General features: G+C 66.2%; 25 protein-coding genes. 11 read left to right on the top strand and 14 right to left on the bottom strand.

The window, feature by feature from the left end; all coding sequences use genetic code 11:
• Nucleotides 1–94: 94 nt before the first annotated feature.
• Nucleotides 95–604 carry an Lrp/AsnC family transcriptional regulator gene (locus MUG98_RS22090; protein WP_265109574.1) on the bottom strand — a complete coding sequence of 170 codons (510 nt, stop codon included), beginning with the start codon at nt 602–604 and terminating at the stop codon, nt 95–97.
• 271 nt (nt 605–875) lie between these two features.
• Between MUG98_RS22090 and MUG98_RS22085 the strand changes: the two genes are divergently transcribed.
• Nucleotides 876–2,234, top strand: a complete 1,359-nt coding sequence (locus tag MUG98_RS22085) for an aminotransferase family protein (RefSeq protein ID WP_265109573.1) — start codon at nt 876–878, stop codon at nt 2,232–2,234.
• Nucleotides 2,235–2,461: 227 nt separating this feature from the next.
• Here MUG98_RS22085 and ftsY read toward each other — a convergent pair whose 3' ends face one another.
• The 3 genes from ftsY to rpl18a are packed head-to-tail and all read right to left on the bottom strand — an operon-like array spanning nt 2,462 to nt 4,502.
• On the bottom strand, nt 2,462–3,844 hold the full coding sequence (ftsY, locus tag MUG98_RS22080; protein WP_265109572.1) for a signal recognition particle-docking protein FtsY: 1,383 nt from the start codon (nt 3,842–3,844) through the stop codon (nt 2,462–2,464).
• Nucleotides 3,845–3,870: 26 nt separating this feature from the next.
• Entirely contained in the window at nt 3,871–4,329 is a 459-nt protein-coding gene (gene pfdA, locus MUG98_RS22075; protein ID WP_265109571.1) for a prefoldin subunit alpha, read from the bottom strand.
• On the bottom strand, nt 4,326–4,502 hold the full coding sequence (gene rpl18a / locus MUG98_RS22070; protein ID WP_265109570.1) for a 50S ribosomal protein L18Ae: 177 nt from the start codon (nt 4,500–4,502) through the stop codon (nt 4,326–4,328). The genes pfdA and rpl18a overlap by 4 nt, the downstream gene beginning before the upstream one ends.
• Nucleotides 4,503–4,642: 140 nt before the next feature.
• On the opposite strand from rpl18a, the gene MUG98_RS22065 reads away from it, so the two are divergent.
• The gene (locus MUG98_RS22065; protein WP_265109569.1) at nt 4,643–4,954 is read left to right on the top strand and encodes an ASCH domain-containing protein; all 312 of its coding nucleotides are present in this window, start codon (nt 4,643–4,645) and stop codon (nt 4,952–4,954) included.
• 91 nt (nt 4,955–5,045) lie between these two features.
• Here MUG98_RS22065 and MUG98_RS22060 read toward each other — a convergent pair whose 3' ends face one another.
• From MUG98_RS22060 to thpR, 5 genes are all read right to left on the bottom strand, one after another.
• The gene (locus MUG98_RS22060) at nt 5,046–5,711 is read right to left on the bottom strand and encodes a translation initiation factor IF-6 (protein WP_265109568.1); all 666 of its coding nucleotides are present in this window, start codon (nt 5,709–5,711) and stop codon (nt 5,046–5,048) included.
• A gap of 2 nt (nt 5,712–5,713) precedes the next feature.
• Nucleotides 5,714–5,992 carry a 50S ribosomal protein L31e gene (locus MUG98_RS22055; RefSeq protein ID WP_265109567.1) on the bottom strand — a complete coding sequence of 93 codons (279 nt, stop codon included), beginning with the start codon at nt 5,990–5,992 and terminating at the stop codon, nt 5,714–5,716.
• A gap of 2 nt (nt 5,993–5,994) precedes the next feature.
• Nucleotides 5,995–6,147, bottom strand: coding sequence for a 50S ribosomal protein L39e (locus MUG98_RS22050; RefSeq protein ID WP_007141389.1), 153 nt, complete (start codon nt 6,145–6,147; stop codon nt 5,995–5,997).
• 53 nt (nt 6,148–6,200) lie between these two features.
• Nucleotides 6,201–7,142, bottom strand: a complete 942-nt coding sequence (locus MUG98_RS22045) for a hypothetical protein (protein WP_265109566.1) — start codon at nt 7,140–7,142, stop codon at nt 6,201–6,203.
• Between the two features lie 334 nt (nt 7,143–7,476).
• Complete coding sequence (gene thpR, locus MUG98_RS22040) at nt 7,477–8,040, bottom strand: RNA 2',3'-cyclic phosphodiesterase (protein WP_265109565.1); 564 nt, start codon at nt 8,038–8,040, stop codon at nt 7,477–7,479.
• A gap of 343 nt (nt 8,041–8,383) precedes the next feature.
• Between thpR and MUG98_RS22035 the strand changes: the two genes are divergently transcribed.
• From MUG98_RS22035 to MUG98_RS22015, 5 genes are all read left to right on the top strand, one after another.
• Nucleotides 8,384–10,057: a hydroxysqualene dehydroxylase gene (locus MUG98_RS22035; RefSeq protein ID WP_265109564.1), complete on the top strand. Its 1,674-nt coding sequence runs from the start codon at nt 8,384–8,386 to the stop codon at nt 10,055–10,057.
• A gap of 80 nt (nt 10,058–10,137) precedes the next feature.
• The gene (locus MUG98_RS22030) at nt 10,138–10,986 is read left to right on the top strand and encodes a tetratricopeptide repeat protein (protein ID WP_265109563.1); all 849 of its coding nucleotides are present in this window, start codon (nt 10,138–10,140) and stop codon (nt 10,984–10,986) included.
• 9 nt (nt 10,987–10,995) lie between these two features.
• Nucleotides 10,996–11,289, top strand: a complete 294-nt coding sequence (locus MUG98_RS22025; RefSeq protein WP_265112504.1) for a DUF424 domain-containing protein — start codon at nt 10,996–10,998, stop codon at nt 11,287–11,289.
• 64 nt (nt 11,290–11,353) lie between these two features.
• Nucleotides 11,354–12,202: a DUF8054 domain-containing protein gene (locus MUG98_RS22020; protein ID WP_265109562.1), complete on the top strand. Its 849-nt coding sequence runs from the start codon at nt 11,354–11,356 to the stop codon at nt 12,200–12,202.
• Between the two features lie 207 nt (nt 12,203–12,409).
• Complete coding sequence (locus MUG98_RS22015; protein WP_265109561.1) at nt 12,410–13,654, top strand: aminotransferase class V-fold PLP-dependent enzyme; 1,245 nt, start codon at nt 12,410–12,412, stop codon at nt 13,652–13,654.
• Nucleotides 13,655–13,693: 39 nt separating this feature from the next.
• Here MUG98_RS22015 and MUG98_RS22010 read toward each other — a convergent pair whose 3' ends face one another.
• Entirely contained in the window at nt 13,694–14,911 is a 1,218-nt protein-coding gene (locus tag MUG98_RS22010) for a metal-dependent hydrolase family protein (protein ID WP_265109560.1), read from the bottom strand.
• A 115-nt stretch (nt 14,912–15,026) separates the two neighbouring features.
• On the opposite strand from MUG98_RS22010, the gene MUG98_RS22005 reads away from it, so the two are divergent.
• From MUG98_RS22005 to ddfA, 3 genes are all read left to right on the top strand, one after another.
• Nucleotides 15,027–15,659 (top strand): HD domain-containing protein, encoded by a 633-nt coding sequence (locus tag MUG98_RS22005; RefSeq protein ID WP_265109559.1) that lies wholly within the window; start codon nt 15,027–15,029, stop codon nt 15,657–15,659.
• A gap of 84 nt (nt 15,660–15,743) precedes the next feature.
• Nucleotides 15,744–16,163, top strand: a complete 420-nt coding sequence (gene sufU, locus MUG98_RS22000; RefSeq protein ID WP_265109558.1) for a Fe-S cluster assembly sulfur transfer protein SufU — start codon at nt 15,744–15,746, stop codon at nt 16,161–16,163.
• Between the two features lie 76 nt (nt 16,164–16,239).
• Nucleotides 16,240–16,518: a DdfA family disk-determining factor gene (ddfA, locus tag MUG98_RS21995; RefSeq protein WP_265109557.1), complete on the top strand. Its 279-nt coding sequence runs from the start codon at nt 16,240–16,242 to the stop codon at nt 16,516–16,518.
• A gap of 24 nt (nt 16,519–16,542) precedes the next feature.
• Here the strand turns inward: ddfA and radA are convergent, their stop codons facing one another.
• From radA to pspAB, 3 genes are all read right to left on the bottom strand, one after another.
• Nucleotides 16,543–17,574 carry a DNA repair and recombination protein RadA gene (radA, locus tag MUG98_RS21990; protein ID WP_265109556.1) on the bottom strand — a complete coding sequence of 344 codons (1,032 nt, stop codon included), beginning with the start codon at nt 17,572–17,574 and terminating at the stop codon, nt 16,543–16,545.
• A gap of 155 nt (nt 17,575–17,729) precedes the next feature.
• Entirely contained in the window at nt 17,730–18,815 is a 1,086-nt protein-coding gene (locus MUG98_RS21985; protein ID WP_265109555.1) for an outer membrane protein assembly factor BamB family protein, read from the bottom strand.
• A 396-nt stretch (nt 18,816–19,211) separates the two neighbouring features.
• On the bottom strand, nt 19,212–19,919 hold the full coding sequence (pspAB, locus tag MUG98_RS21980; protein WP_265109554.1) for a PspA-associated protein PspAB: 708 nt from the start codon (nt 19,917–19,919) through the stop codon (nt 19,212–19,214).
• 172 nt (nt 19,920–20,091) lie between these two features.
• Between pspAB and MUG98_RS21975 the strand changes: the two genes are divergently transcribed.
• The gene (locus MUG98_RS21975; RefSeq protein ID WP_265109553.1) at nt 20,092–20,331 is read left to right on the top strand and encodes a hypothetical protein; all 240 of its coding nucleotides are present in this window, start codon (nt 20,092–20,094) and stop codon (nt 20,329–20,331) included.
• 49 nt (nt 20,332–20,380) lie between these two features.
• On the opposite strand, the gene htpX is transcribed toward MUG98_RS21975, so the two are convergent.
• A complete protein-coding gene (gene htpX, locus MUG98_RS21970; RefSeq protein ID WP_265109552.1) occupies nt 20,381–21,256 on the bottom strand; it encodes a zinc metalloprotease HtpX in 876 nt (291 codons plus the stop codon).
• Nucleotides 21,257–21,333 lie beyond the last annotated feature (77 nt).

The following is a 21,333-nucleotide window of genomic DNA, read 5'->3' as shown; positions in this document are numbered from 1 at the left end:
CCGATACGGGTTCGGACGCCGGTGTCGGAACGAGCGGATTCGACGACAGGTCGTGGACGAACGGATCGACGGGGTCTCGTTCGACGCAGGGAAGTCACTCGTCGACCGTCCCGTCGATCAGTTTCGCCAGATCGTCGTCGTCGTAGTTGACGAGCAGTCGGGACTCGTCCTTGAACTCCTTCAGGACGATGTGCGTCGAGGAGTGTTCGACCCCTTCGGTGTGGATGATGTTGTCGATGAGCGTCTGCAGGTGTTCGTGGTCGCGAAGGCGCGAGATCAGGATGAACGACATCTCGCCGAGCATAAAGTACACCGACTGGACGCCCGACAGTTCCGTGAGCCGATCCGCGATCCCCTCGTAGCCCGGGCCGTACTCGCTCTTGATCTCGGTGATCGCGGTGAGTTCGAAGCCGAGCTTCTGGTGATCGATGTCGGCGACGTTACCCTTGAGAATGCCCTTCTCGCGGTAGTTGTCCAGTCGGTAGTAGATCGTCGAGGTGCTGATCCCGAGTTCGTCGCTCAACTGGTCGACGTCGATTTCGCCCTCGCGATCGAGCCAGCGCAGGATCTCGAGGTCCTTCTCGTCCAGGTCGAGTTCTACCATACGCGAAGTGAGGGAAAGGGACCGGTAAATAACTTGTTACAGGTCCTGAAATCGAGGTTCAGAGTTGGAGTCCGTCCAACCAAAGGGCGATCGGCGGCCAGTGACCGTCGCCGCTACTCTGCCAGCCCGGACGGGGACGCGAGAGCGATCGCTCACCTGTGGACCCAATGTATTGGATTTATCGTCATAGTATTCCACCCTATTCAGAGTAGAGCCAATTAACTGCCCATTCAGTAAGACTTAATTCAGACAAATCCGTTTGGCGCTATACATGGGTGATCCAGAGCACCTGTTCTACAAGTGGGGTGGCGGAATGGACACCGACTTTCCGCGGATCCGCCGCGCCTACGACGAATTTCTCGTGACTGAAGACGGTCGTGAACTCGTCGACGCCGCAGCGGGTGCGGCGGTCGTCAATCTCGGCCACTCCGTACCGGGCGTCGCGGACGTCGCCAGCGGGCAACTCGACGAGGTCTCGTATCTCAGTCTCTCGCACTTCTCTCACGACGCGCCCGAGGAGTTGGCCGAGTCACTGGCGACAGCGGCACCCGGCGACCTGAACGCCGCCTTCTTTGTCAACTCCGGGAGCGAAGCGAACGAGACGGCGTTCAAACTGGCCAGGACGTACCACCGGAAGACGGGAAACCCCCACAAGAACACGATCATCGGCCGCTGGCAATCCTACCACGGGGCGACTCTTGGGGCGCTCTCGGCGACCGGGAACACGACCAGACGGAGCGAGTACGAACCGATGCTCCACGGCTGGCCCCACATCTCCCCCGCCTACCCCTACCGCTGGTCGTACGATGGAACGCGCGAGGAGCAGGCGATCGCCGCCGCGCGCGAACTTGAGACGACGATCAAACAGGAAGGACCGGAGACGGTCGCCGCGTTCGTCGCGGAACCCGTCTCGGGCGCGAGCATCCCCGCCGCCCACCCACACCCCGCCTACTACGAGGAGATCCGGCGCATCTGCGACGAGTACGACGTGCTCTTTATCGCGGACGAGGTCATGACCGGGTTCGGCCGGACCGGACCGATGTTCGCAATGGAACGCTTCGACGTCGTCCCGGACATGATGACCCTCGGCAAGGGCCTCTCCGGCGGCTACGCGCCGATCAGCGCGACGCTGGTCCGGGACGACGTCGCCGCCGAGTTCGAGAACGGGTCCGGCCAGTCGTTCGCACACGGCCACACCTTCGGCGGAAACCCGCTCTCGGCGGCGATCGCGGCCCACATCGTCGACCAGTACACGGACGCGGTGCTGGAGACGGGGCGAAAGCGCGGCGAGCAACTGGCGTCCGAACTCGCCCCGCTCCAGGAGCACCCGATCGTCGGCGACGTCCGTCACGCCGGGGCCATGATCGGCATCGAGTTCGTCGCCGATCGCGACACGAAAGCGCCGTTTGATCCGGACCTGAACGTCAACAAACGCGTCTACGATCGCGCGCTCGAGCAGGGGGTCTACACCTACCCCGGATCCGGGTCGGTCGACGGGATCGCCGGCGACCACCTCATGCTGACGCCGCCGCTGACGATCGGCGAGGAGTCGATCGAGCGCGTCGCGGACGCGGTGATCGACGCGGTCGAGGGCGTCGCGGACGCGGTCGGGCCGAACGCCCCGCAGTAATCGCTCGAACTCGAGACGGGGCCGATTCTCGATCGGAGCGGCGGAGGTATCGGAGGTCGATCCGGACGACGTGCTTCGGGACGACCAACGACAAAAAAAGCGATCGGGCTACTCGAGATAGAAGCCGTCCGGATCGAGTTCCTCGCGGATGAGTCGGAGTTCCTCGGCAGTCGGCGTCGGCGACGTCAGTTTCGGTGTGTTGAACGTCGAAGAAGGCACGAACCGCGTTACTCCTCGAGCAGCCGATCGGCCATCTCCTCGGGGTCGAACCGCTCCAGGTCGTCGTAGCCCTGCCCGACGCCGAGGAAGAGGATCGGTTTCCCGGTGACGTGGGCGATCGAGATCGCCGCGCCGCCGTTGGAGTCCGCGTCGGCCTTGGTGAGGATCGCGCCGTCCATCTCGACGGCCTCGTCGAACTCGCGGGCCCGATTCACGGCGTCCTGGCCCGCGACGGCTTCGTCGACGAACAGCGTCATGTCGGGGTCGACGACGCGGCCGATCTTCTCGAGTTGGTCCATCAGGCCCTCGTTGGTGTGGAGTCGGCCGGCCGTATCGCCGAGGACGATGTCGACGTCGTTGGCCTCGGCGTACTCGACGGCGTCGTACAGCACCGCGGCGGGATCGCCGCCCTGCTCGTGGCTGATGAGTTTCGTATCGAGAGCGTCGGCGTGTTCCTGGATCTGCTCGTTGGCTCCGGCGCGGTAGGTGTCGCCGTTCGCCATCACCGTCGAGTAGCCCCGCTCCTCGAAGTAGCGGCTCAATTTGGCGATCGAGGTGGTCTTCCCGACGCCGTTGACGCCGGTGAAGACGATCGTGACGGGTTTGTCCTCTATCGCGATGCGCTCGTCGAAGTCGAACTGGCCGACGCTGATCACGTCGTAGATGGCATCTCGAAGCGCCTCCTCGACCACGTCGCCCGTCGAAGTGGTGAACGTGCGGGTCTCTCCGACCAGTTCGTCGCGGATATTGTCGAGGATCTCCTCGGCGACGCTCATCTCCACGTCGCTCGAGAGCAACGCCAGTTCGAGTTCGTGCAGCGGGCCCTCGAGGTCCTCCTCCTCGATGACGAACTTCCCCCGGACGAGCGACCTGGCCTTCCGGCCGAAACCGGTCGAGTTGTTCTCGTCGGCCTCGTCTTCGGGAGTCTCGGCGTCAGCGTCGGCAGCCTCGGTGTCGTCGGAGGCCGACTCGGCGGAGTCGGCCTCCGGTCCCGGTTCGTCGAAGTCGGCCTCCGGACCGGAGGCGGGCGCGGCCTCGAACTCCTGTTCGTCTTCGGGTGTCGGTGACGGGTCGGCCGTCGCCGCCGCTGGCGACTCCTGTGCGTCGCTCACCTGCGAATCCGTCTCGGCGTCCGGCTCGGCCCGTGTGCTCGCCGTATCGGTAGCGGCTGCAGCGTCGGGATCCGCCCGTGGCTCGGCCGCCTCCGCCGACTCCTCGGGGATGGTATCGGGGGCTCCCGGCGTCGACGCGTCCGCGCCGGCGGCACGCTCGCCCTCCGCGAGTTCGTCCTCGGCGAGTTCGCTCTCGTCGACATCCTCGACGTTCTCTTCGGCGGCCTCTTCGGCGTCTTTGCGGAAGCTCCCGAACTTGTCCTTCAGGTTGTCGAACATGGGTATCGGTGGTGGTCCCTACGCGACTATTCATCGGGGCCCTGGCCCTGCTGACCGCCCATCTGCTGCATCTGCTGTTGCATCGCCTGCTGCTGGAGCTGCTGGGCCTGCTGTTCGAGCTGGTCGCTCTCGGCTTCGAGTTCGGAAATCTCCGACGTGACCTCGTCGATCCGATCGTCGAGGTGATCTTTCTTGTTCTCGAGCGCGTCGACGGCGTCGTCCTGCTCGAACTCCGCGGCGTAGTCGGCACCGAGTTCGACGATCGCCTCGTCGATGTCCTGGATCTCCGCGCGGAGGTACGCGCCGCCGCCGAGTGGCACCTGCACGGTCGAGCCCGACTCGAGCGTCTCGAGGGCCTCGATGGCCTCGTCGACCTCGGTCTTCTCCTGCTGGATCCCCTCGACGGACCCCTGCAGGGCCTCGATCTGTTCCTGAATTTCCTGGAGTTCCTGGGAGAGCTGCTGGAGTTGCTGTTGACTGCTCATCGTTCGGCGACCTCCTCGAGGTCGATCTCGGTTCGCTTGAGTCCGTGCTGACTTCCGAGCTGTGAGAGGGCGTGCTCGCGAGCAACGTTCTCGTTCTCGGCGTCGATCGTCGTCTCGAACTCCGCGAATCCGTCGCGGCTCTTGAACCGACCACTGACCGTAAACTCACTCATGTCTTCCCCTCCGGCAGGCAGCCGGAAGAATCTTCCCTTCCCATTCGACGGCCGGGGCGCGATCGAACGCGTCGCGTTGCCGCGGATTACCCGACGAGAAGAGGCCAACGGTTTTCCGACGCGCGGGAGAACGACGAGCCATGAGCGAGATCGATCCCGCAGACCTGTTGCCGAGCGATCGGATGCGCCAGCGGGCCCTCGACGGCGAGGTCACGCAGATTCATCGCGGCCATCAGTACGCCGCGGCGGGCGACACGTTCACGATCGACGACACGACCTTCGAGGTGTGCGAGGTGACCGATCGTACGCTGGGCGATCTGACCGACGAGGATGCACGGGCCGAAGGAATGGACGATCTCGAGGCCTATCGCCGACTGCTCGAGCGAGCCCACGAGAACTTCGAGTGGGACGACGACAGCGAGGTCGTCTTGCACCGATTCGAGCCCGAATAGCGGCAGTTGACTGGCAGTAGCTAGAGAGGACGGAGAACGCGCGGCAACGACTGGAGAAGTCCGAAGAAGCGAAATCGACCCGGAACGATCGTCAGTCCAGGTAGCCCAGGGCGTCCTCGATCCGGCCGAGTTCCGGCCCGGTGGTGTCCTCGCCGACGACGTAGCCGTTCTCGTTCGCGATCAGTCCGGAGCCGACCAGCGGTGCGCCGTAGTTGACCGTTCCGACGTCGGCCCGGACGTCCAGGACGTCCTCGAGGACGTCCAGTTCCTCGTCGGTGGCTTTCGGGTGACAGAGCACGCCTGCGTTCGTCGCGACCGCGGCCGTGCCGACGGTCCGGACCCCCGCGAGGTCGCCGCGCTCGACGGGCACCTCGAGCGTGTCGTTGACGATCTGGACCGCCTCCCGCGGGAGGTCGGGGTGGACGTACGCGCCGGAGTCGTTGGTGAGCACGACGTTCCCGGCGGCGTTGATGTTCCCCGGCAGTTCCGCGACGGGAACGTCGACCGCGTCCTCGAGTCGATCGCGCTCGGTCTCGAGGACGCGAGAACTGACGAGTAGCCCGTTCTCGTTGCCCGTCGCTAGGGCGCCGACCGTCGACGAACCGCCGACGGTCGTCTGGATCGCCGGCACGCCGAGTTCGTCGGTCAGGTCGGCAACGACGTCGTCGTCCACGTCGTGGCGAACGAGCACGCACGAGTCGGTCGCACGGGCGAACACCCCGACGTACGCCGACCCGGCGAAGGCGAGACGTTGCAAGTTTACTCGGCGACCTCGGCCTCGACGACGGCTTCGCCCTCTTCGTCGAAGCGCGCCGCGCGAACGCGGAGCTTCCGCGGCGGGTTCGCTCGGCCCTGCGACCAGACTTCCTCGTTGATCGAGGGGTCCAGTCGAATGGCGTCTTCGTCGACGGCGAAGTGTTTCGCGAGGTGCTCGCGGACGAGTCGCATCGCGAGGTCGGCGGCCTCGTGGTTGGCCCCCTTCTTGACGTCACGGAGCGGCACGGTTACCACGCGCTCCTCGAAGTCACTCGCACTCATGATTACTCGTCAGTGTCGCTGCGCCGCCAGTTGCGTCGCTTCGGATTCCGCTGGACCTCCATGTCGGTCTTCATCATGACCCAGGCCGGAACGCGGCTGTTCTGGTTCTCGAGTTTGGCAAGACGCTTCTTCTTGCCCTTCGATTTTTTACCCATAGTAGCCGGACGTAGCCCACGCTGGCTTAAAATCTTGTCCATCTCGACGGCGATCACGGCAGCGGCCGCTGACGCTCGAGATACCGCGTGACGGCCTCGCAGGTCGCCTCGCTCAACCGGGTCGTGTACGCGTACCGATCGACCCCTTCGTGGCCGTCGTGGCGGTGGAACTCGTCGTGATCCGCACACCCTCTGCCCTCCCAGCGAGTGCCGGCGTCGAACCGATTGGGACCGGCGTAGGCAGTCGCCATCGGTGAGATCCGAAGCGCGTCGTCGGTCCGAACGGCAGTGCCGAGATTGTGGTCACACGGCGTCCCGCCCACGGCTTCGGCGACGTCGGGCGAGATGAAGGTGTGGAGCGTCTCGTGAATAGCCATGTTCCGGGTCACCGCCCGCGAGTCCCAGAACGCCGTCGCCCCGACGTTCACCGCGGTGTAGGCACCCTCACCGTCGACGCGGCCGACCCGATCGATCGACGGATGCGTGCCGCCGTAGCCCAGTCGGAAGTTGAACGGGGCCCAGCACAGCAGCAGGTGACAGGTCGTCTCCGACCCCACGTCGCGCTGACGTACCTGGTCGCGAAAGACGTCGAGCACCGTCCTCCGAGAGGGGACGACGGATTCGAGCGACGGTTCAGCCGCCGAGAGCGGAAAGCGGACTCGCCGTCCACGCTCGACCCGGAGGTCGACGTCCGTGAGCCGGGATCGCTCCCGCGCGTGGGACAGCACCTGCTCGAAGGCCTCCTCGACGACCGTCATCGCGTCCCCGAACGGTGGCGGCCAGTTCCGGGACATCCCCTCGAACCGGTATCGCGCCCAGGCGCGAAGCGGAACGGGACCGGGATAGATCCGCACGTGAAGGGGTGCCTCCCGTGCGGTTACCCCGTCGACGCCGACCGTCGACGCGGCCGCCGCGCCGCCGAGCGCGACGATCACGTCTCTGCGCGTCACGAGGCGATCGCTCGCGGTCACCTTGCCGTCCGGATCGGCCGTCATGGGAGCCCCCTGTGGAGATCGATCGATCCGTCCGCGGATTCGGGTGCGGACGCCATCGTACTAGATGGGCTACACTAGGAACCGACATCATACCCAGTTCTGTATTTCCTGAATTAGTGGGTTTACAGACGGTTTAATCCGGTTACGATGACCGTAGGGACCGGCTACAGACGGCCGAAAGTATCGACATATCATATATCTGTTTCCAGTCACTTTCGATGGTGTCGACGTCGATCACAACTTGACCGGGGCGGGTACACCCGCCTGCGCGAAAAACGGCGGGCCACGCACAGTCGGATCGCGCAGCGACGGCCATGCCACGCGGCGGCCCGAATCACTCGAGCGGGAACCGTTCGACCGTCGAGTAGACCGGCCCGTCAGACGTCAGCGTGCTTTCGGTGAGTCGGACCTCTTCGACGCGGCACTCGCCGATCGTCGGATCTCGGTCGCGAACGATATCTTGAACGTGCTCCTTCCCGCCGGCGTGTTCCATCCGCGCGAGCGTGACGTGAGGCGTGAACTCGTGGGATTCGGCGTCGAACCCCATCGCCGTCGTCCGGTCCTCGATCGCCTCGTGGAGCCGGGTAAGCTCCTCGCCGCCCGTCTCGACCCCGAACCAGACGACGTTGATGTAGTCGAGGTCGGGGAAGACGCCGAGCCCGCCGTAGCGGACGGTGAAGGGGTCGACGTTCGGATCGTCGACTGCGGCGGCGAGTTCGTCCCCGAGGGTGGGGAGCCGATCGTCGTCCACGTCGCCGAGGAACTTCAGCGTGACGTGGACCTGCTCCGGATCGGTGAATTTGAGCCCGCTCGCGTCCGAAAACTCGTCCTGGAGGTCGGCGACCGGTTCCGCGAGGTCGTCGGGCAGGTCGACGCTGACGAACAGTCGCTTGCTCATACGAAACCGTATGCCGGCGCGCCTTATCACTCGTTGCCCGCCGCTCGTCACGCCGGAGATGGCTCGCACGTCTGCACCGAACCGGAACACGCCGCGGATCGCTGTCTCGCCGGACGGGATCCGGTCACGCCAGCGTGAGGCACTCCCGATCGTCAGCCGCGAGTCGACGCCAGATTGACCTGCGAGAAGTCGTTCGAGTAGTCCGATTATTCCCGGGAGGGCGTCGAACGGTTGCCGGCCGTTTTGGTTGCTGTTCGGCGTCGTCGCACGACTTCGACGGCGACCGCCGTCCGTTCATTGTTAGGGTTGCCGGTTATTTCGATCGACGTCCCAGTTCCCGCCAATGACCGACGTTGCCGTACTCGGCGGCGGGATCGGCGGACTCACCGCGGCGCACGAACTCGCCGAGCGCGGCTTCGACGTGACCGTCTTCGAGGCGAACGACCGCTTCGGCGGGAAGGCCCGATCGATGCCGATCGCGGACGACCCGGAATCGCTTCACGGCGAACACGGATTCCGGTTCTTTCCGGCGTTCTACCGCCACGTCGTCGACACGATGGGCCGGATTCCCGACGGTCACGGCACCGTCGCGGACAACCTCGTGGAGACCGAGGCGACGCTCATCGCGAGTATCGACAGTCCGGGGCAGGTCGCCGAGACCCAGACGCCCGACTCGCTGCGCGGCTGGCTCGAAGCGCTCCGCCCGGCGTTCGCCGAGGATCTACCTCCCGAGGACGTTCGGTTCCTGCTCGAACGGCTGCTGTACCTGCTGACCGCGTGTGAGGAGCGCCGCGAGGGGGAACTCGACGACGTCTCCTGGTGGACGTTCATCGACGCCGAGAACCGCTCCCGGGAGTTTCGCGAGCGACTCGCCGCCACGACGCAGTCGCTCGTCGCGCTCCGCCCACAGGTCGGGAGCGCCCGGACCATCGGGACGATCTACCTGCAGTTGCTGTTCGGCCAGCTGGATCCGGCCCGGCCGACAGAGCGGGTGCTGAACGCGCCGACGAGCGAGGCCTGGATCGATCCGTGGGTCCGGTACCTCGAGACGATCGGCGTCGAGTTCCATCCGGACACCCCGGTGCAGCGACTCGAGTCCGGCGGTCGACGCGTTACCGGCGTCGTGCTGGCAGACGGAAGGACGGTCACGGCCGACGAGTACGTCCTCGCCGTCCCGGTCGAGGTCGCCCCCGAGGTCGTCACGCCGGAGTTGCGTCGGGCCGCACCGGAACTCGATCGGATCGATCGGCTCGAGACCGCCTGGATGAACGGCATCCAGTTCTACCTCTCCGAGGACGTCGCGTTGACCCGCGGGCACCAGGTCTACGCCGACGCGCCCTGGGCGCTGACGTCGATCTCCCAGCGACAGTTCTGGACCGGCCACGACCTCGACGAACGCGGCCCCGAGGGGGTCGAGGGCGTGCTCTCGGTGATCGCGTCCGACTGGGACACGCCGGGGATCCTCTACGGGAAGCCGGCGCGGGCGTGTACGCGAGAAGAGATCGCGACGGAGATCTGGGAACAGCTGAAAGCACACCTGAACGGGCCCGAGAGGCGACTGACGGACGAGTTGCTCGTCGACTGGTTCCTCGATCCGGCGATCGTCGAGACCGGCGTTGCGTCGGAGACGCGACGAGCGGACGGCGAAGCCGTCGACGACGGCGGCGTCGAGAATCGGTCACCGCTGTTGATCAACACCGTGGGCTCGTTGCGGAACCGGCCGCCGGCCGACGTCGGCGCGAGGAACCTCACGCTGGCGAGCGATTACGTGCGGACGAACACCGATCTGGCCTCGATGGAGTCGGCCAACGAGGCCGGCCGGCGCGCAGCGAACGCGATCTGCGATCGACGCGGGAGCCGGGACACCCGCGCACGGATCTGGGACCTCGAGGAGCCCGCCGTGTTCGACCCGTTCAAACGCCAGGACCGGGTCCGGTACCGCCTCGGACTGCCGCACCCGGGAGCGGTGACACAGTCGCTCCGGACGGCCACCAGACGCCTCGGCGGGAACGCCTGAGAACCGCGTTCGACGCGGCGTACGGCGCCGCCGAAACCCGGGTCGCAGCCCTTAACAGTCGTCGCCGCCACATTCCGCTCATGACTGACCGAGAGGGCGATCGCGATCACCCCTTCTCCGAAGGGGAGGGCTTCGACGATCCCTACGAGGAGTTCGACCTCGATCCGCCGGAACTGGGCGTCGACCCCTCGAAGGTCGATCCCGTCGACTCGCGCGTGGTCACCGACACGCTCGACGAGCACAACATCGACCAGGCGGAGGTCGACGCGGACGAGTTGCTCGACGTCGGCCTGAACTACATGCAGATCAACCGCTACGAGCAGGCCACCGACGCCTTCGAGCGGGCCGCCCGGTTCGCCGAGGACGATCGCGTCGAACAGGAGGCGTGGGTCAACAAGGGCGTCGCCCACGCCGAACTCGAGGAGTACGACGAGGCGATCGGAGCCCACCGCGAAGCGCTGCGGATCGACGATTCGAGCGAGCACGCCGCGACGGCGGAGACGAACCTCGCGTACGCGCTCTGGGAGTTCGGCGAGACCGCGCAGGCCCTCGAACACGCCGAACGCGCCGTCGAAATCGACGAGCGGTTCGCCGAGGGCTGGTTCAACCGCGCCTTTTTCCTCTCCGAGCGGGGCCTGGCAGAGGAAGCGCTGCACTGTATCGACAACGCGGTTCGCCTCGGCATGCGCAACGCCCAGGTCCTGGAGGAGAAGGCCCGCATCCTCGAGGAACTGGGCGAGTACGACGAGGCCGAAGAGATCGCCGACGAGGCCAACGAGATGCGCGAGCGGGCCGAACAGCGCCTCGTCGAGGAACGCCAGGAGATGCAGGGCCAGGGCGGTCAGCCCGGCGCGATGGGCGAGAGCGATATCGAACGGGTCGATCGCGTCCGGGAGGGCGAGGGCGACGACGAGTGGAGACTGGAATAAGTGGCAGGCATGATCGTCAACGAACGCGAGACACAGGAGGGGCTGCTGGTCGCGGTCTGTGACGAGGACGTCCTCGGCGAGACGTTCGAGGAGGGCGACCTCTCGCTGACCGTCACCGAGGAGTTCTACGGCGGTAACGCGGTCGACGAAAGCGCCGTGATCGACAGCCTCGCACGGGCCACCGTCGCCAACATCGTCGGCACCCGCGCCGTAGAACTCGCCGTCGAGGAAGGGTTCGTCGATGAGGCGAACGTCCTCGAGGTAGGCGCGACGCGACACGCCCAGTTGCTTCGGATGTACTAGCCTCCTGACATCGCGTGGACGATCGATACCAACCTTTTTGCAAACCGCCGCGCACTGAATCGGTATGGCAGACAGTTCGCTCGCTCTCGATCGCCTCCGACAACCGGAGTACACGGGTGAGAACCGCTGCACTCCGTGTACGATCGTCAACGTCGTGATCGCGGCCGTGCTCGCGGCGGCCGTCGCCGCGATCTCGCCGCCGATCGCCCCCGTCGTGCTCCTCGTCTCGCTGGCAGCGATCTACTTCCGGGGGTACCTGGTACCGGGAACGCCGACGGTGACCAAGCAGTACTTCCCCGACTGGCTGCTCGCGAAATTCGACAAGGCCCCCGAACCGGGCGCTCCGGCCGTCGAGACCGGCGAGACGGGGCACGAAACCGACGGGGCGTCCGACCAGTTCGAACCGGTCGAACCCGAGTCGTTCTTCCTCGAACACGGCGTGGTCACCCCCTGTACGACCGCGAACGGCGAGGAGGACCTCTGTCTCGACGACGACCTCCAGACCGCGTGGCGGGCGGAGATCGACGAGATGCGCGACGCCGATCGCGAATCACAGGTCGCCGACTTCCTCGAAACCGACCCGGAGACGGTGACGGTCAGCGAGTCGAGCGGCAACGCGGTCGCCCGCGTCGACGGTCGGCTGGCCGCCCAGTGGGAGTCCGACGCCGCGCTGGTGGCCGACCTGGCGAGTTCGCGGGTGCTCGACGAGCACCTGCCCGACTGGGAGTCGCGCCCGCTCGAACAGCGCAGCCAGCTAGCCAGCGGGCTTCGCGCGTTCGTCGAACAGTGTCCGGCCTGTGGAGGCCCGATCTCGATCGACGCGGAAACCGTCGAATCCTGCTGTCGCTCCCACGAAGTGTACGCGATCACCTGCGACGACTGCGGGGCGCGAGTCCTCGAAGTGCAACAGTAACCGATCGCCGCGGGCTCTCGCGGACCCCCGATCGACGACACACGTATATACACGGGTGTGATACACGGACGCACGGCAGCGTGTGACGGCACCTGCCGGATACCCCTACCCGGTTTCTGCGTTCGTGATTCGTCAGTCGACCGCGAGACCGGCAGAACGGGCCGCGGACCGAAGGAGTGTTTTGTCTGGCGCCCCTCCTAGTTAGTAATGAGTCACCAGGAACTCGAACCGCTCGACGTCGGAGCCATCCGCGAGGAGTTCCCCATTCTGGAGCGGGAGTTCGACGGCCAGCAGGTCGTCTACCTCGACAACGCGGCGACGACCCAGACGCCCGATCCGGTCGTCGACGCGATGAGCGACTACTACCGGCAGTCCAACGCGAACGTCCACCGCGGGATCCACCACCTCAGCCAGGAGGCGTCGATTCGCTACGAGGAGGCCCACGATCGCGTCGCGGAGTTCATCAACGCCGACGGCCGCGAGGAAATCATCTTCACCAAGAACACGACCGAGGGCGAGAACCTGATCGCCTACTCGTGGGGGCTGGACGAACTCGGTCCCGGCGACGAAATCGTCCTGACGGAGATGGAACACCACGCCTCGCTGGTCACGTGGCAACAGATCGGCAAGCGGACCGGGGCCGACGTGAAGTACATCCGGATCGACGAGACCGGCCGACTGGACATGGACCACGCCCGCGAGTTGCTCACCGACGACACCGCGATCGTCTCGGCGGTCCACGTCTCGAACACGCTCGGTACCGTCAACCCCGTCTCGGAGTTGACCGACCTCGCGCACGAACACGGCGCGTTCTCGTTCATCGACGGCGCGCAGGCCGTCCCGAATCGTCCGGTCGACGTCGAGGAAATCGACGCCGACTTCTACGCCTTCTCGGGGCACAAGATGGCCGGTCCCACCGGGATCGGCGTCCTCTACGGCAAGGAGCACCTGCTCGAGGAGATGAATCCCTACCTCTACGGCGGCGGCATGATCCGCAAGGTCACCTTCGAGGACTCCACCTGGGGCGACCTCCCCTGGAAGTTCGAACCCGGCACGCCGCCGATCGCCGAAGCCGTCGGCCTCCACGCCGCGATCGACTGGCTCGAAGACGTCGGGATGGACCGCATCCGCGCCCACGAGGAGAAACTGGCGGCCTACGCCTGCGATCAGCTCGCGGCCGAAGACGACGTCGAGATCTACGGCCCCGAGGGCGGCCCCGATCGGGGCGGGCTGGTCAGCTTCAACGTCGACGGCGTCCACGCCCACGACCTGACCTCGATCCTGAACGACCACACGATCGCGATCCGGGCCGGCGATCACTGTACCCAGCCGCTGCACGACAAGCTTGGCATCGCGGCCTCCGCTCGCGCATCCTTCTACGTCTACAACACGCGCGAGGAGGTCGACAAGCTGATCGCGGCGCTGGACGATGCGCGACAGTTGTTCGCGTAACGATCGCTGACTACCACGAACGATTTTCCGACGGCAAAGTCACACGGAAACGAGTTCTCCCCCCTTGTAGACCGCCTCCACGTCACGAACCGCAGTGATATCCGCGATCGGATCGCGCCCGAGCGCGAGGAGGTCGGCCCGGTTCCCCGCTTCGAGCGTACCGACGTCATCGGCGGGAATCGTCCGGGAAGCGACGCGGGTCGCCGACTGGAGCACCTCGTGTTCGTCCATGCCGACCGCCTCGACGAGCAGTTCCAGTTCGAGCGCGTTCTCGCCGTGCGGAATGAGTTCGGGGCCGAGGAAGTCCGTCCCGGTCGCGATCGGGATCCCGGCCTCGTAGGCGCGTTCGACGGACTCGAAGTGCGCCTCGCGGGCCTTTCGAGCCTTCTCGAGGCCGTACTCGGGAACGCCGTGGTCCGCACCGTTTTCGACGAGTCGGTGCATGATCGCGAGCGTCGGGACGAAGACGGCGTCCGTCTCGTGGAACAGGTCGAGACACTCCTCGTCGAGGTAGAAGCCGTGCTCGATCGTGTCGACGCCGTTTCGGAGGGCGGTCTTGATTCCGGGGGCACCCTGCGCGTGGGATGCCACCGGAATTCCGACCCGGTGGGCCTCCTCGACGAGCGCCCGCACCTCGGCGTCGGTGAACTGGCTCTGGTCCGGGGCGTCCTTCTCGCTGAGCACGCCCCCGGTGGTCATGATCTTGAGCACGTCGACGCCGTTTCGGATCCGTTTGCGGGCTTCCTTGCGACACTCGTCGGGGCCGTCCGCCAGGGTCGATATCGCACCACCACCCTCCGATACCCACTCGTAGGGGAGGAAGTGATCGTCGCCGTGGCCCGCGGTCTGGCTGATCGTCCGGCCGCTCGTGAAGATCCGCGGCCCCGGAATCGTCCCCTCTGCGACGGCTCCGCGGAGCCCGAGGCCCGTCGTCGACCCGACGTCCCGGACCGTCGTGAACCCCGCCTCGAGGAGCGACCGGAGGTCCGCCGTCGCCCGCGCGGTCCCCAGTTCCGACGATTCCGTGATCCACGTCATCGGATCCATCTCGCGAACTCCCTGGAGGTGCAGGTGCGCGTCGACGAGTCCCGGAACGGTCGCGGCGTACGCCTCGATCTCGGCGTCGTCCGGGGCGTCGACGTCCTCCCGGGTGCCGACGGCCGCGATCGTTCCGTCGTCGTCGAGCACGACGCGTCCGTCCTCGATCGGTCGCTCGTCCCGACCGGTAACGAGCCGGTCCGAGTCGATAACTCGCATGCGAGCACGGTTGTCGAGGGACCGTATAGCTATTGGTGAACCGGACGAACGCGATCGACCTCGGTTTCCGCCGGCGAACGAGGCTTTTTTACCGTGTCCGTGCGACGAACGCCGCATGCTCGACGCCGTTCGCGATCGCGCCCGCCGCTACTTCGACGCTGCCCCGCCGGCCCACGACTGGCACCACGTCCAGCGCGTCGACGCGCTCGCCGAGACCCTCGTCGATCGGCACCCGACCCCGGTCGACGAGACCGTCCTGTACCTCGCCGTCGCCCTCCACGACGTCGGTCGATCGCGTGAGGATCGCGGCGAGATCGACGACCACGCGGTCTGGGGTGCCCGGAAAGGGGGCGAAATTCTGCGAGACGAGGGTGCCGACGAGGCGACGATCGACGCGGTTCAACACTGCATCCGGGCCCACCGGTACTCGAACGCCGTCGAACCCGAGACGATCGAGGCGAAACTCCTCACCGACGCGGACAACCTCGACGCCCTCGGCGCGGTCGGGATCGCCCGCGTGTTCGCCTACGGCGGTGAATTGGGCTTGCCGATTCACGATCCGTCGATCCCGCCCGCCGACGACGGGTCCCCCGACGGACGGAGCCAGTACAACCACCTGCACAAGAAGATCCTCGACCTGCCGGCGCGGATGTACACCGACGTCGGACGCGAGATCGCGGCCGATCGTGCGGCGTTCGTTCGCGAGTTCGTCGACCAGTTCGACGCGGAGACGGCGGGCGAGCGGTAGTCGGCGATCGGACCGACTTCGATACCGTCGCCGTACGGGGCCCCGGAACCCTTTTACAACTCACTGGCCTACCCGTATCCAACGATGGGACTGGGATCCGATATGTACAGACAGCAGATCCTCGACCACTACAAGAATCCCCGGAACTACGGGGAACTCGAGGATCCAACCTTCACTCACATCGGCGAGAATCCGATGTGTGGCGACGAGATTCGCATGGACGTCCGCCTCGACGAGGACGGGGAGACGATCGAGCGGGTGGCCTTCTCCGGCGACGGCTGTGCGATCAGCCAGGCCTCCGCGAGCATGCTCTCGGGTAACCTCGCCGGGAAGACGATCGACGAACTGCTCGCGATGGACCGGGACGACGTCATCGAGATGCTCGGTGTCGACATCTCGCCGATGCGCGTCAAGTGCGCGGTCCTCGCGGAGAAGGTCGCACAGGACGGCGCGGAGATCTACCGCGGCGAACTCGACGTCGAGAAGACGACGACCGAAGACTGATGGGACGTCCCCGGTTCCCGACGACACACCGCCGTTCGGAGATAAGTTTTTGCCACTCTGTCGCATACGGAGTTCGATGATTATCACCGGCACGTCGAAAGGGAGCAGACAGCGGGAGCCGATCACCGACGCGATCGTCGCCGCGGTCGCGGACGCGAAGGGCGTCGACGTCCTCGCGTTGCCGCCGCTGTGGGACGTGATCGATCCCGAGGCACTCGAAGAGGTGTTCGCACCGACCGACCACGATCGACGGCAGCGCCGCGGCGGACGCGTCGAGTTCGGCTACTGCGGCTACGACGTTACCGTCACGTGCGCCGACTCGATCGACGTTTCGATCGAGCCGCGGAGCGACTGACCGCGAAACTGAATTCTGCGGACGCTACTCGGGCTTCAGGCCTTCGTCCTGGACGCGCATGACGGCCTCGCCGTCGGCGAGGTTCGGGGCGTCGACGAGGCGGACGATCCGCTTGTCGCCCTTGGACTTGCGGAGGTAGATCCGGAACGTCGACTTGTGGCCCAGGATGTTGCCACCGATCGGCTGGGTCGGGTCGCCGAAGAACGAGTCGGGGTTCGAGGCGACCTGGTTCGTGACGATGACGGCGGTGTTGTAGAGGTTGCCGACCTTGTCGAGGTCGTGGAGGTGCTTGTTGAGTTTCTGCTGGCGATCGGCGAGTTCGCCACGGCCGACGTACTCCGCGCGGAAGTGGGCGGTCAGCGAGTCGACACAGAGCAGCCGAATCGGGTACTCGCCGTCCTCGTGTTCGCCCGCGAGTTCCTTGGCCTTCTCCGCGAGCAGCATCTGGTGGTTGGAGTTGAACGCCTTCGCCACGTGAATCTTCTCGAGCATGTCCTCGACGAGCGCCTCCAGTGCGTCCTCGTCGCCGGGCGAGCCCTCGATCTCGCGGTCCTCGAGGGCGGCCTCGATGGCCTCGTCCGGCAGCCCGCGGACCATGTCGTCGATCCGTTCGGGGCGGAACGTGTCCTCGCTGTCGATGAACATCGCGCTGCCGTGGAGGCCGCCGACCTCCTTGGGAAGCTGGACGTTGACGGCCATCTGGTGGGTGACCTGGGACTTGCCGGAGCCGAACTCGCCGTAGACTTCGGTGATCGACTGGGTCTCGATCCCGCCGCCGAGGAGGTCGTCGACCTCGTCGATGTGCCAGCTCAGTTTCCCGATCTCGTTTCGTCGCTCCAGTACCGTAGAGCCGGTCTCGAAGCCGCCGACGTCGGCGGCGTCGCGGGCGGCGTTGACGATGTCCGCCGCGGTGGACTCGCCGACGTCGGCCGTGTTCGACAGTTCGGAGGGCGAGGCGACGGCGAGGCTCTGGAAGGAGTCGAAGCCTGCGTCGTGGAGTTTGTCTGCGGTTGCCGGTCCGACGCCGGGGAGCGTCTCGAGGTCTGCGTCTGCCATACCAACGCGTTGTGCCGGACCCCCCATAAACCCTCGTTAACAGGGGAGTGAAAGTGAAAGTGGGGGCAGGCAGCGGGACGCATCGACCGGAGACGATCGGAGACGCGGCTCGGTGATCGAACGGTGGGCGAGCGGACCCGATCGCCGATCGCGTCTCAGGGCATCGGCTCGTCGGAGTCCCACTCGAGACAGTAGAGCCGTTCGTCGTCGCTGCCGACGTAGAGGCGCTCCGCGGCGATCGCGGGCGTGCTCGTGATCGCGCCGTCGGCCCCGAAGTGCCAGAGCACGTCGAATTCCGTGACGTCGATGCCGTAGAGCGACCCCGACGAATCGCCGACGAGACAGACGTCGCCGGCGACGACCGGACTCGAGCGAACGTCGCCGTCGAGGGCGACTCCCTGCTTCGAGAACAGCCAGCCCCGGACCTTGCGCCGGCCGAAGGTGGTGTCGGTGACGTGGAGGTAGCCGTCGGCCGCGCCGACGAAGGTGGTCTCGACCTCGGGCAGTACCGTCGCCGACGAGGTGAACGCGTCCCGGATCTCGTAGGTGAACCACGACTGGCCGGTCTCGACGTCCAGCGCGAGTAGCGTGCCGTCGTCGTCGCCGACGTACGCTCTCCCGTCGGCGAGGGTCGGGCCGTCGGTGATCGCACCGTCGGCCGGCACGTCCCACTCGACCTCGCCGGTGTCGACCGCGAGGCCGTACACCGTCGCCTCGCTCGTCCCGACGTAGACCCGATCGTCGTCGATCGCCGGACAGCCGACCACCGACCCCTCCGTCTCGTGGCTCCAGAGCACGTCACCCGTGTCGGCGTCGATCGCCGATAGCCCCGGCGCGTCGGCGTGACCAGCGAAGAGTCGGCCGTCGGACAGCGACGGCGAGGTCGTGAGGTCGCCGGCGAGCGCGGTCTCCCAGACCTCGTCGCCGGTGCCGGGATCGAGCGCGTGAATCGTGCCGTCGGCCGTCCCACAGTAGACAACGTCGTCGGTAACGATCGGCGTCGCGTCGATCGCAGACGCGGTCTCGAACACCCAGCGCCGGCGGCCCGTCTCCCGGTCGAACGCGAACAGGTTGCCGTAACTCGTGCCGACGTAGACCGTATCGCGATCGAGAACCGGCGACGATCGGACCGGGCCGGAGAGGTCGGCGGTCCAGGCCTCCTCGACCCGGTACGGTCCCTCGAGGTCGCGTCGGACGCCCGCGTTCGCGCGATCACCCTTAAACTGGTTCCACTCTGTCACTGGTGAGGCGTACCGAACGCGACCCTATAGTAGCCACTGAAAGTCGATCCCCGTTCGCGAAGAATCGCGCGGAGGAGACGCGGACGCGACGCGCGGATCTCCGAACGGCGAGGTCAGTCGGGTCCGAACCGGCCGACGGACTCGCCGCTGGTGGGTCGTGAGTCCACGGAACGGGTAGGGGGTACAGGCAGGACGGGACAACTGGTGTATGGCGCAGTTGTGTGATGGGTGTGGGGGGATGATGTGGCGTGGGGCCGTCCTGCCGTACTCCTCCGTAACGGGGAGACGGACATACCAGTGTCTCCAACACAGTTTGGGATCGGTCGATCGGAGGCCGGTCGGTCGACGGACGGTCGCGAATGTGACGGAAGCGGACTGGCGTGCCGATCGCCGCGCTCACTCCCAGGGGTGGCGGCCGCCCTGACTCGGCCACAGCGGGTACCAGTACTCCTTCTCGCGTTCGATCTCGAGTTCGCCGTCCAGCGCCGCCTCGAGTTTGAACTCCGCGCTCGAGTCGCGCTCGCGGCCGGAGCGGGGCGCGAAGGGGTAGAACCGGCCGCGGCGGAAGGAGTAGATCCAGTAGACGCGACCGTTCCCGTCGGCGGCTTCGCCGTCTTCTCGCGGACGTTGTCCGCTCGAACGGTCCGCGGAACTCCGTTCCGCGCTACCCCCGTCTCGATGCCGCATCGCGGCATCGCCTTTCTCGTAGGCGAAGACGGCCGCGAGCAGGCGCGATCCGTAGCCGTGCTCGATGAACGTGTCCGCGGCGAAGTGCAGACTCGTGACGAGATCCTCCGGATCCTCGTCCCGGAGGACGACCCAGTGGTAGCCGTGGTCGTCCGCGGAGACCGAGAACTCCGTTCCGGTCTCCTCCTGGCCGGCCTCGAGGATAGCCTCGACCTCGTCGACGGCGTCACGGAAGCTACTCGAATCGACGCCGGAGAAACACAGCGCCCCGACGTCGAGCGACTCGTAGCCGAGATCGGCTTCCATCGTGAGGTAGGCGGTACTCATCCCGAAGAGGTCGTCGGGGTCGGCGTCCCGTTTCGCGTCGGCCTCGGCGCGCAACCCGAGGACGGCACGGAGTCCGTCGAGCAGTCCCATACGTGGGGCAACGGGGGCGATCCTTTCAAAGGGTTCTATTCGTCTGCACGGGAACGAACTCCGTTCGAGTGGCCGACGGCAGGACCGATCGGGAGCGGATCGTTCGGCCGGGTCGATCCGGCCGGCCGTCGTCCTCCGGAAACGGTATCACAGTGTCGTCTGAACGTCCGGTATGGTCGGCATCAGCATCGACGTCGGATTCCCCGTCGCCGCGGTGCTCGCGCTCCTCGGAGCGGCGTTGATCTATCGCGACGCGAGAGCGCGAGCCATGGATACCGCGGATATGTGGGCCGTCGGGTTCGTCGTCGGGTTCTTTCTCCTGCCCGTTATCGGCGGGATCGTCGTCTTCGCGTTCTACGTGGGGAAGCGACCTCCGCGACGACCCCGGCCGTACGGCATCCCCCCGGAGTGACGACGGTCGCCGGCAATTCGATCGTCGGACGTCGGGATCGGCGGTCGATTCAGAACGCCTCCATCTCCCGTTCGAGATCCCGGAGCCGTTCGATGCGGCGTTCCGTCGACGGGTGCGTGCTGAAGAGGCGACCGACGATGCCGGACTTGATCGGGATGATGAAGAAGGCGTTCATCTCGGCCTCCTCGCGCAAGTCCTCGTCCGGGACCTTGTCGACCTCGCCGGAGATCTTGAGGAGCGCCGACGCGAGCGCCGACGGCTTGCCGGTGATCGTCGCCGCGCCCCGATCGGCGGCGAACTCGCGGTAGCGCGAGAGCGCCCGCATCAGGACGTAGCTCACGATCCAGACCAGCAGCGAGACGACGATCGCGACGACGACCCCGCCCTGCTGTCTGTTGCGACCGCCACCGAAGAACGCGCCCCAGCGGACGACCATGAACGCGATCGTCGCGAGCAGGGAAGCGAACGTCATCACCATCATGTCCCTGTTCTTGACGTGGGCGAGTTCGTGGGCGAGGACCCCGTCGAGTTCGTCGCTGTCGAGGGTCCGCAGGAGGCCGGTCGTCACGGCGACGGCGGCGTTCTTCTGGTTCCGGCCGGTCGCGAACGCGTTCGGTACCTTCGAGTCGACGACGGCCACCGACGGTTTCGGGAGGTCGGCCTGCTGTGAGAGTCGGTCGATCGAGGCGTGCAGTTGCGGGTACTCATCGCGGGAGACCTCTTTCGCGCCCATGCTCCGGAGGGTGAGCGTGTCGCTGAAGTAGTACTGCACCACCGACATCCCACCGAACAGCACGGCGAAGATGACGATACTCCCCCCCAGGTACGCGGCGATCACGCCCGCGAACACGATGTACAGCGCGAACAGCAGAAACATCGTTAGGAACATCCGCGCGCGAAGACCCCAGTCGGGCTGCCAATCCATATCGACTCGTAGGTGCTCCGGAGAAATAAGTACCCTGTCGTGTGCCCCGCGGACGCGATCGGTCGATGGAGTCGAAG

This window comes from Halosolutus halophilus (genome assembly GCF_022869805.1).
In the GTDB taxonomy this organism is placed as follows: Archaea; Halobacteriota; Halobacteria; order Halobacteriales; family Natrialbaceae; genus Halosolutus; species Halosolutus halophilus.
The sequence above is the reverse complement of the archived record's forward strand: the minus strand, read 5'-3'. Positions and strand labels throughout refer to the sequence as shown.

Bases quoted from the DNA above. Each gene is read 5' to 3' on its own strand.
- MUG98_RS22010 (WP_265109560.1), bottom strand. From the start codon at position 14,911: ATGCGAGTTATCGACTCGGACCGGCTCGTTACCGGTCGGGACGAGCGA.
- radA (WP_265109556.1), bottom strand. From the start codon at position 17,574: ATGGCAGACGCAGACCTCGAGACGCTCCCCGGCGTCGGACCGGCAACC.
- htpX (WP_265109552.1), bottom strand. From the start codon at position 21,256: ATGGATTGGCAGCCCGACTGGGGTCTTCGCGCGCGGATGTTCCTAACG.
- MUG98_RS22085 (WP_265109573.1), top strand. From the start codon at position 876: ATGGGTGATCCAGAGCACCTGTTCTACAAGTGGGGTGGCGGAATGGAC.
- MUG98_RS22045 (WP_265109566.1), bottom strand. From the start codon at position 7,142: ATGACGGCCGATCCGGACGGCAAGGTGACCGCGAGCGATCGCCTCGTG.
- ftsY (WP_265109572.1), bottom strand. From the start codon at position 3,844: ATGTTCGACAACCTGAAGGACAAGTTCGGGAGCTTCCGCAAAGACGCC.
- rpl18a (WP_265109570.1), bottom strand. From the start codon at position 4,502: ATGAGTGAGTTTACGGTCAGTGGTCGGTTCAAGAGCCGCGACGGATTC.
- thpR (WP_265109565.1), bottom strand. From the start codon at position 8,040: ATGAGCAAGCGACTGTTCGTCAGCGTCGACCTGCCCGACGACCTCGCG.
- MUG98_RS22055 (WP_265109567.1), bottom strand. From the start codon at position 5,992: ATGAGTGCGAGTGACTTCGAGGAGCGCGTGGTAACCGTGCCGCTCCGT.
- MUG98_RS22065 (WP_265109569.1), top strand. From the start codon at position 4,643: ATGAGCGAGATCGATCCCGCAGACCTGTTGCCGAGCGATCGGATGCGC.
- MUG98_RS22025 (WP_265112504.1), top strand. From the start codon at position 10,996: ATGATCGTCAACGAACGCGAGACACAGGAGGGGCTGCTGGTCGCGGTC.
- pfdA (WP_265109571.1), bottom strand. From the start codon at position 4,329: ATGAGCAGTCAACAGCAACTCCAGCAGCTCTCCCAGGAACTCCAGGAA.
- MUG98_RS22030 (WP_265109563.1), top strand. From the start codon at position 10,138: ATGACTGACCGAGAGGGCGATCGCGATCACCCCTTCTCCGAAGGGGAG.
- MUG98_RS22005 (WP_265109559.1), top strand. From the start codon at position 15,027: ATGCTCGACGCCGTTCGCGATCGCGCCCGCCGCTACTTCGACGCTGCC.
- MUG98_RS22050 (WP_007141389.1), bottom strand. From the start codon at position 6,147: ATGGGTAAAAAATCGAAGGGCAAGAAGAAGCGTCTTGCCAAACTCGAG.
- ddfA (WP_265109557.1), top strand. From the start codon at position 16,240: ATGATTATCACCGGCACGTCGAAAGGGAGCAGACAGCGGGAGCCGATC.
- MUG98_RS22015 (WP_265109561.1), top strand. From the start codon at position 12,410: ATGAGTCACCAGGAACTCGAACCGCTCGACGTCGGAGCCATCCGCGAG.
- MUG98_RS21975 (WP_265109553.1), top strand. From the start codon at position 20,092: ATGGTCGGCATCAGCATCGACGTCGGATTCCCCGTCGCCGCGGTGCTC.
- MUG98_RS22020 (WP_265109562.1), top strand. From the start codon at position 11,354: ATGGCAGACAGTTCGCTCGCTCTCGATCGCCTCCGACAACCGGAGTAC.
- MUG98_RS22035 (WP_265109564.1), top strand. From the start codon at position 8,384: ATGACCGACGTTGCCGTACTCGGCGGCGGGATCGGCGGACTCACCGCG.
- pspAB (WP_265109554.1), bottom strand. From the start codon at position 19,919: ATGGGACTGCTCGACGGACTCCGTGCCGTCCTCGGGTTGCGCGCCGAG.
- sufU (WP_265109558.1), top strand. From the start codon at position 15,744: ATGGGACTGGGATCCGATATGTACAGACAGCAGATCCTCGACCACTAC.
- MUG98_RS22090 (WP_265109574.1), bottom strand. From the start codon at position 604: ATGGTAGAACTCGACCTGGACGAGAAGGACCTCGAGATCCTGCGCTGG.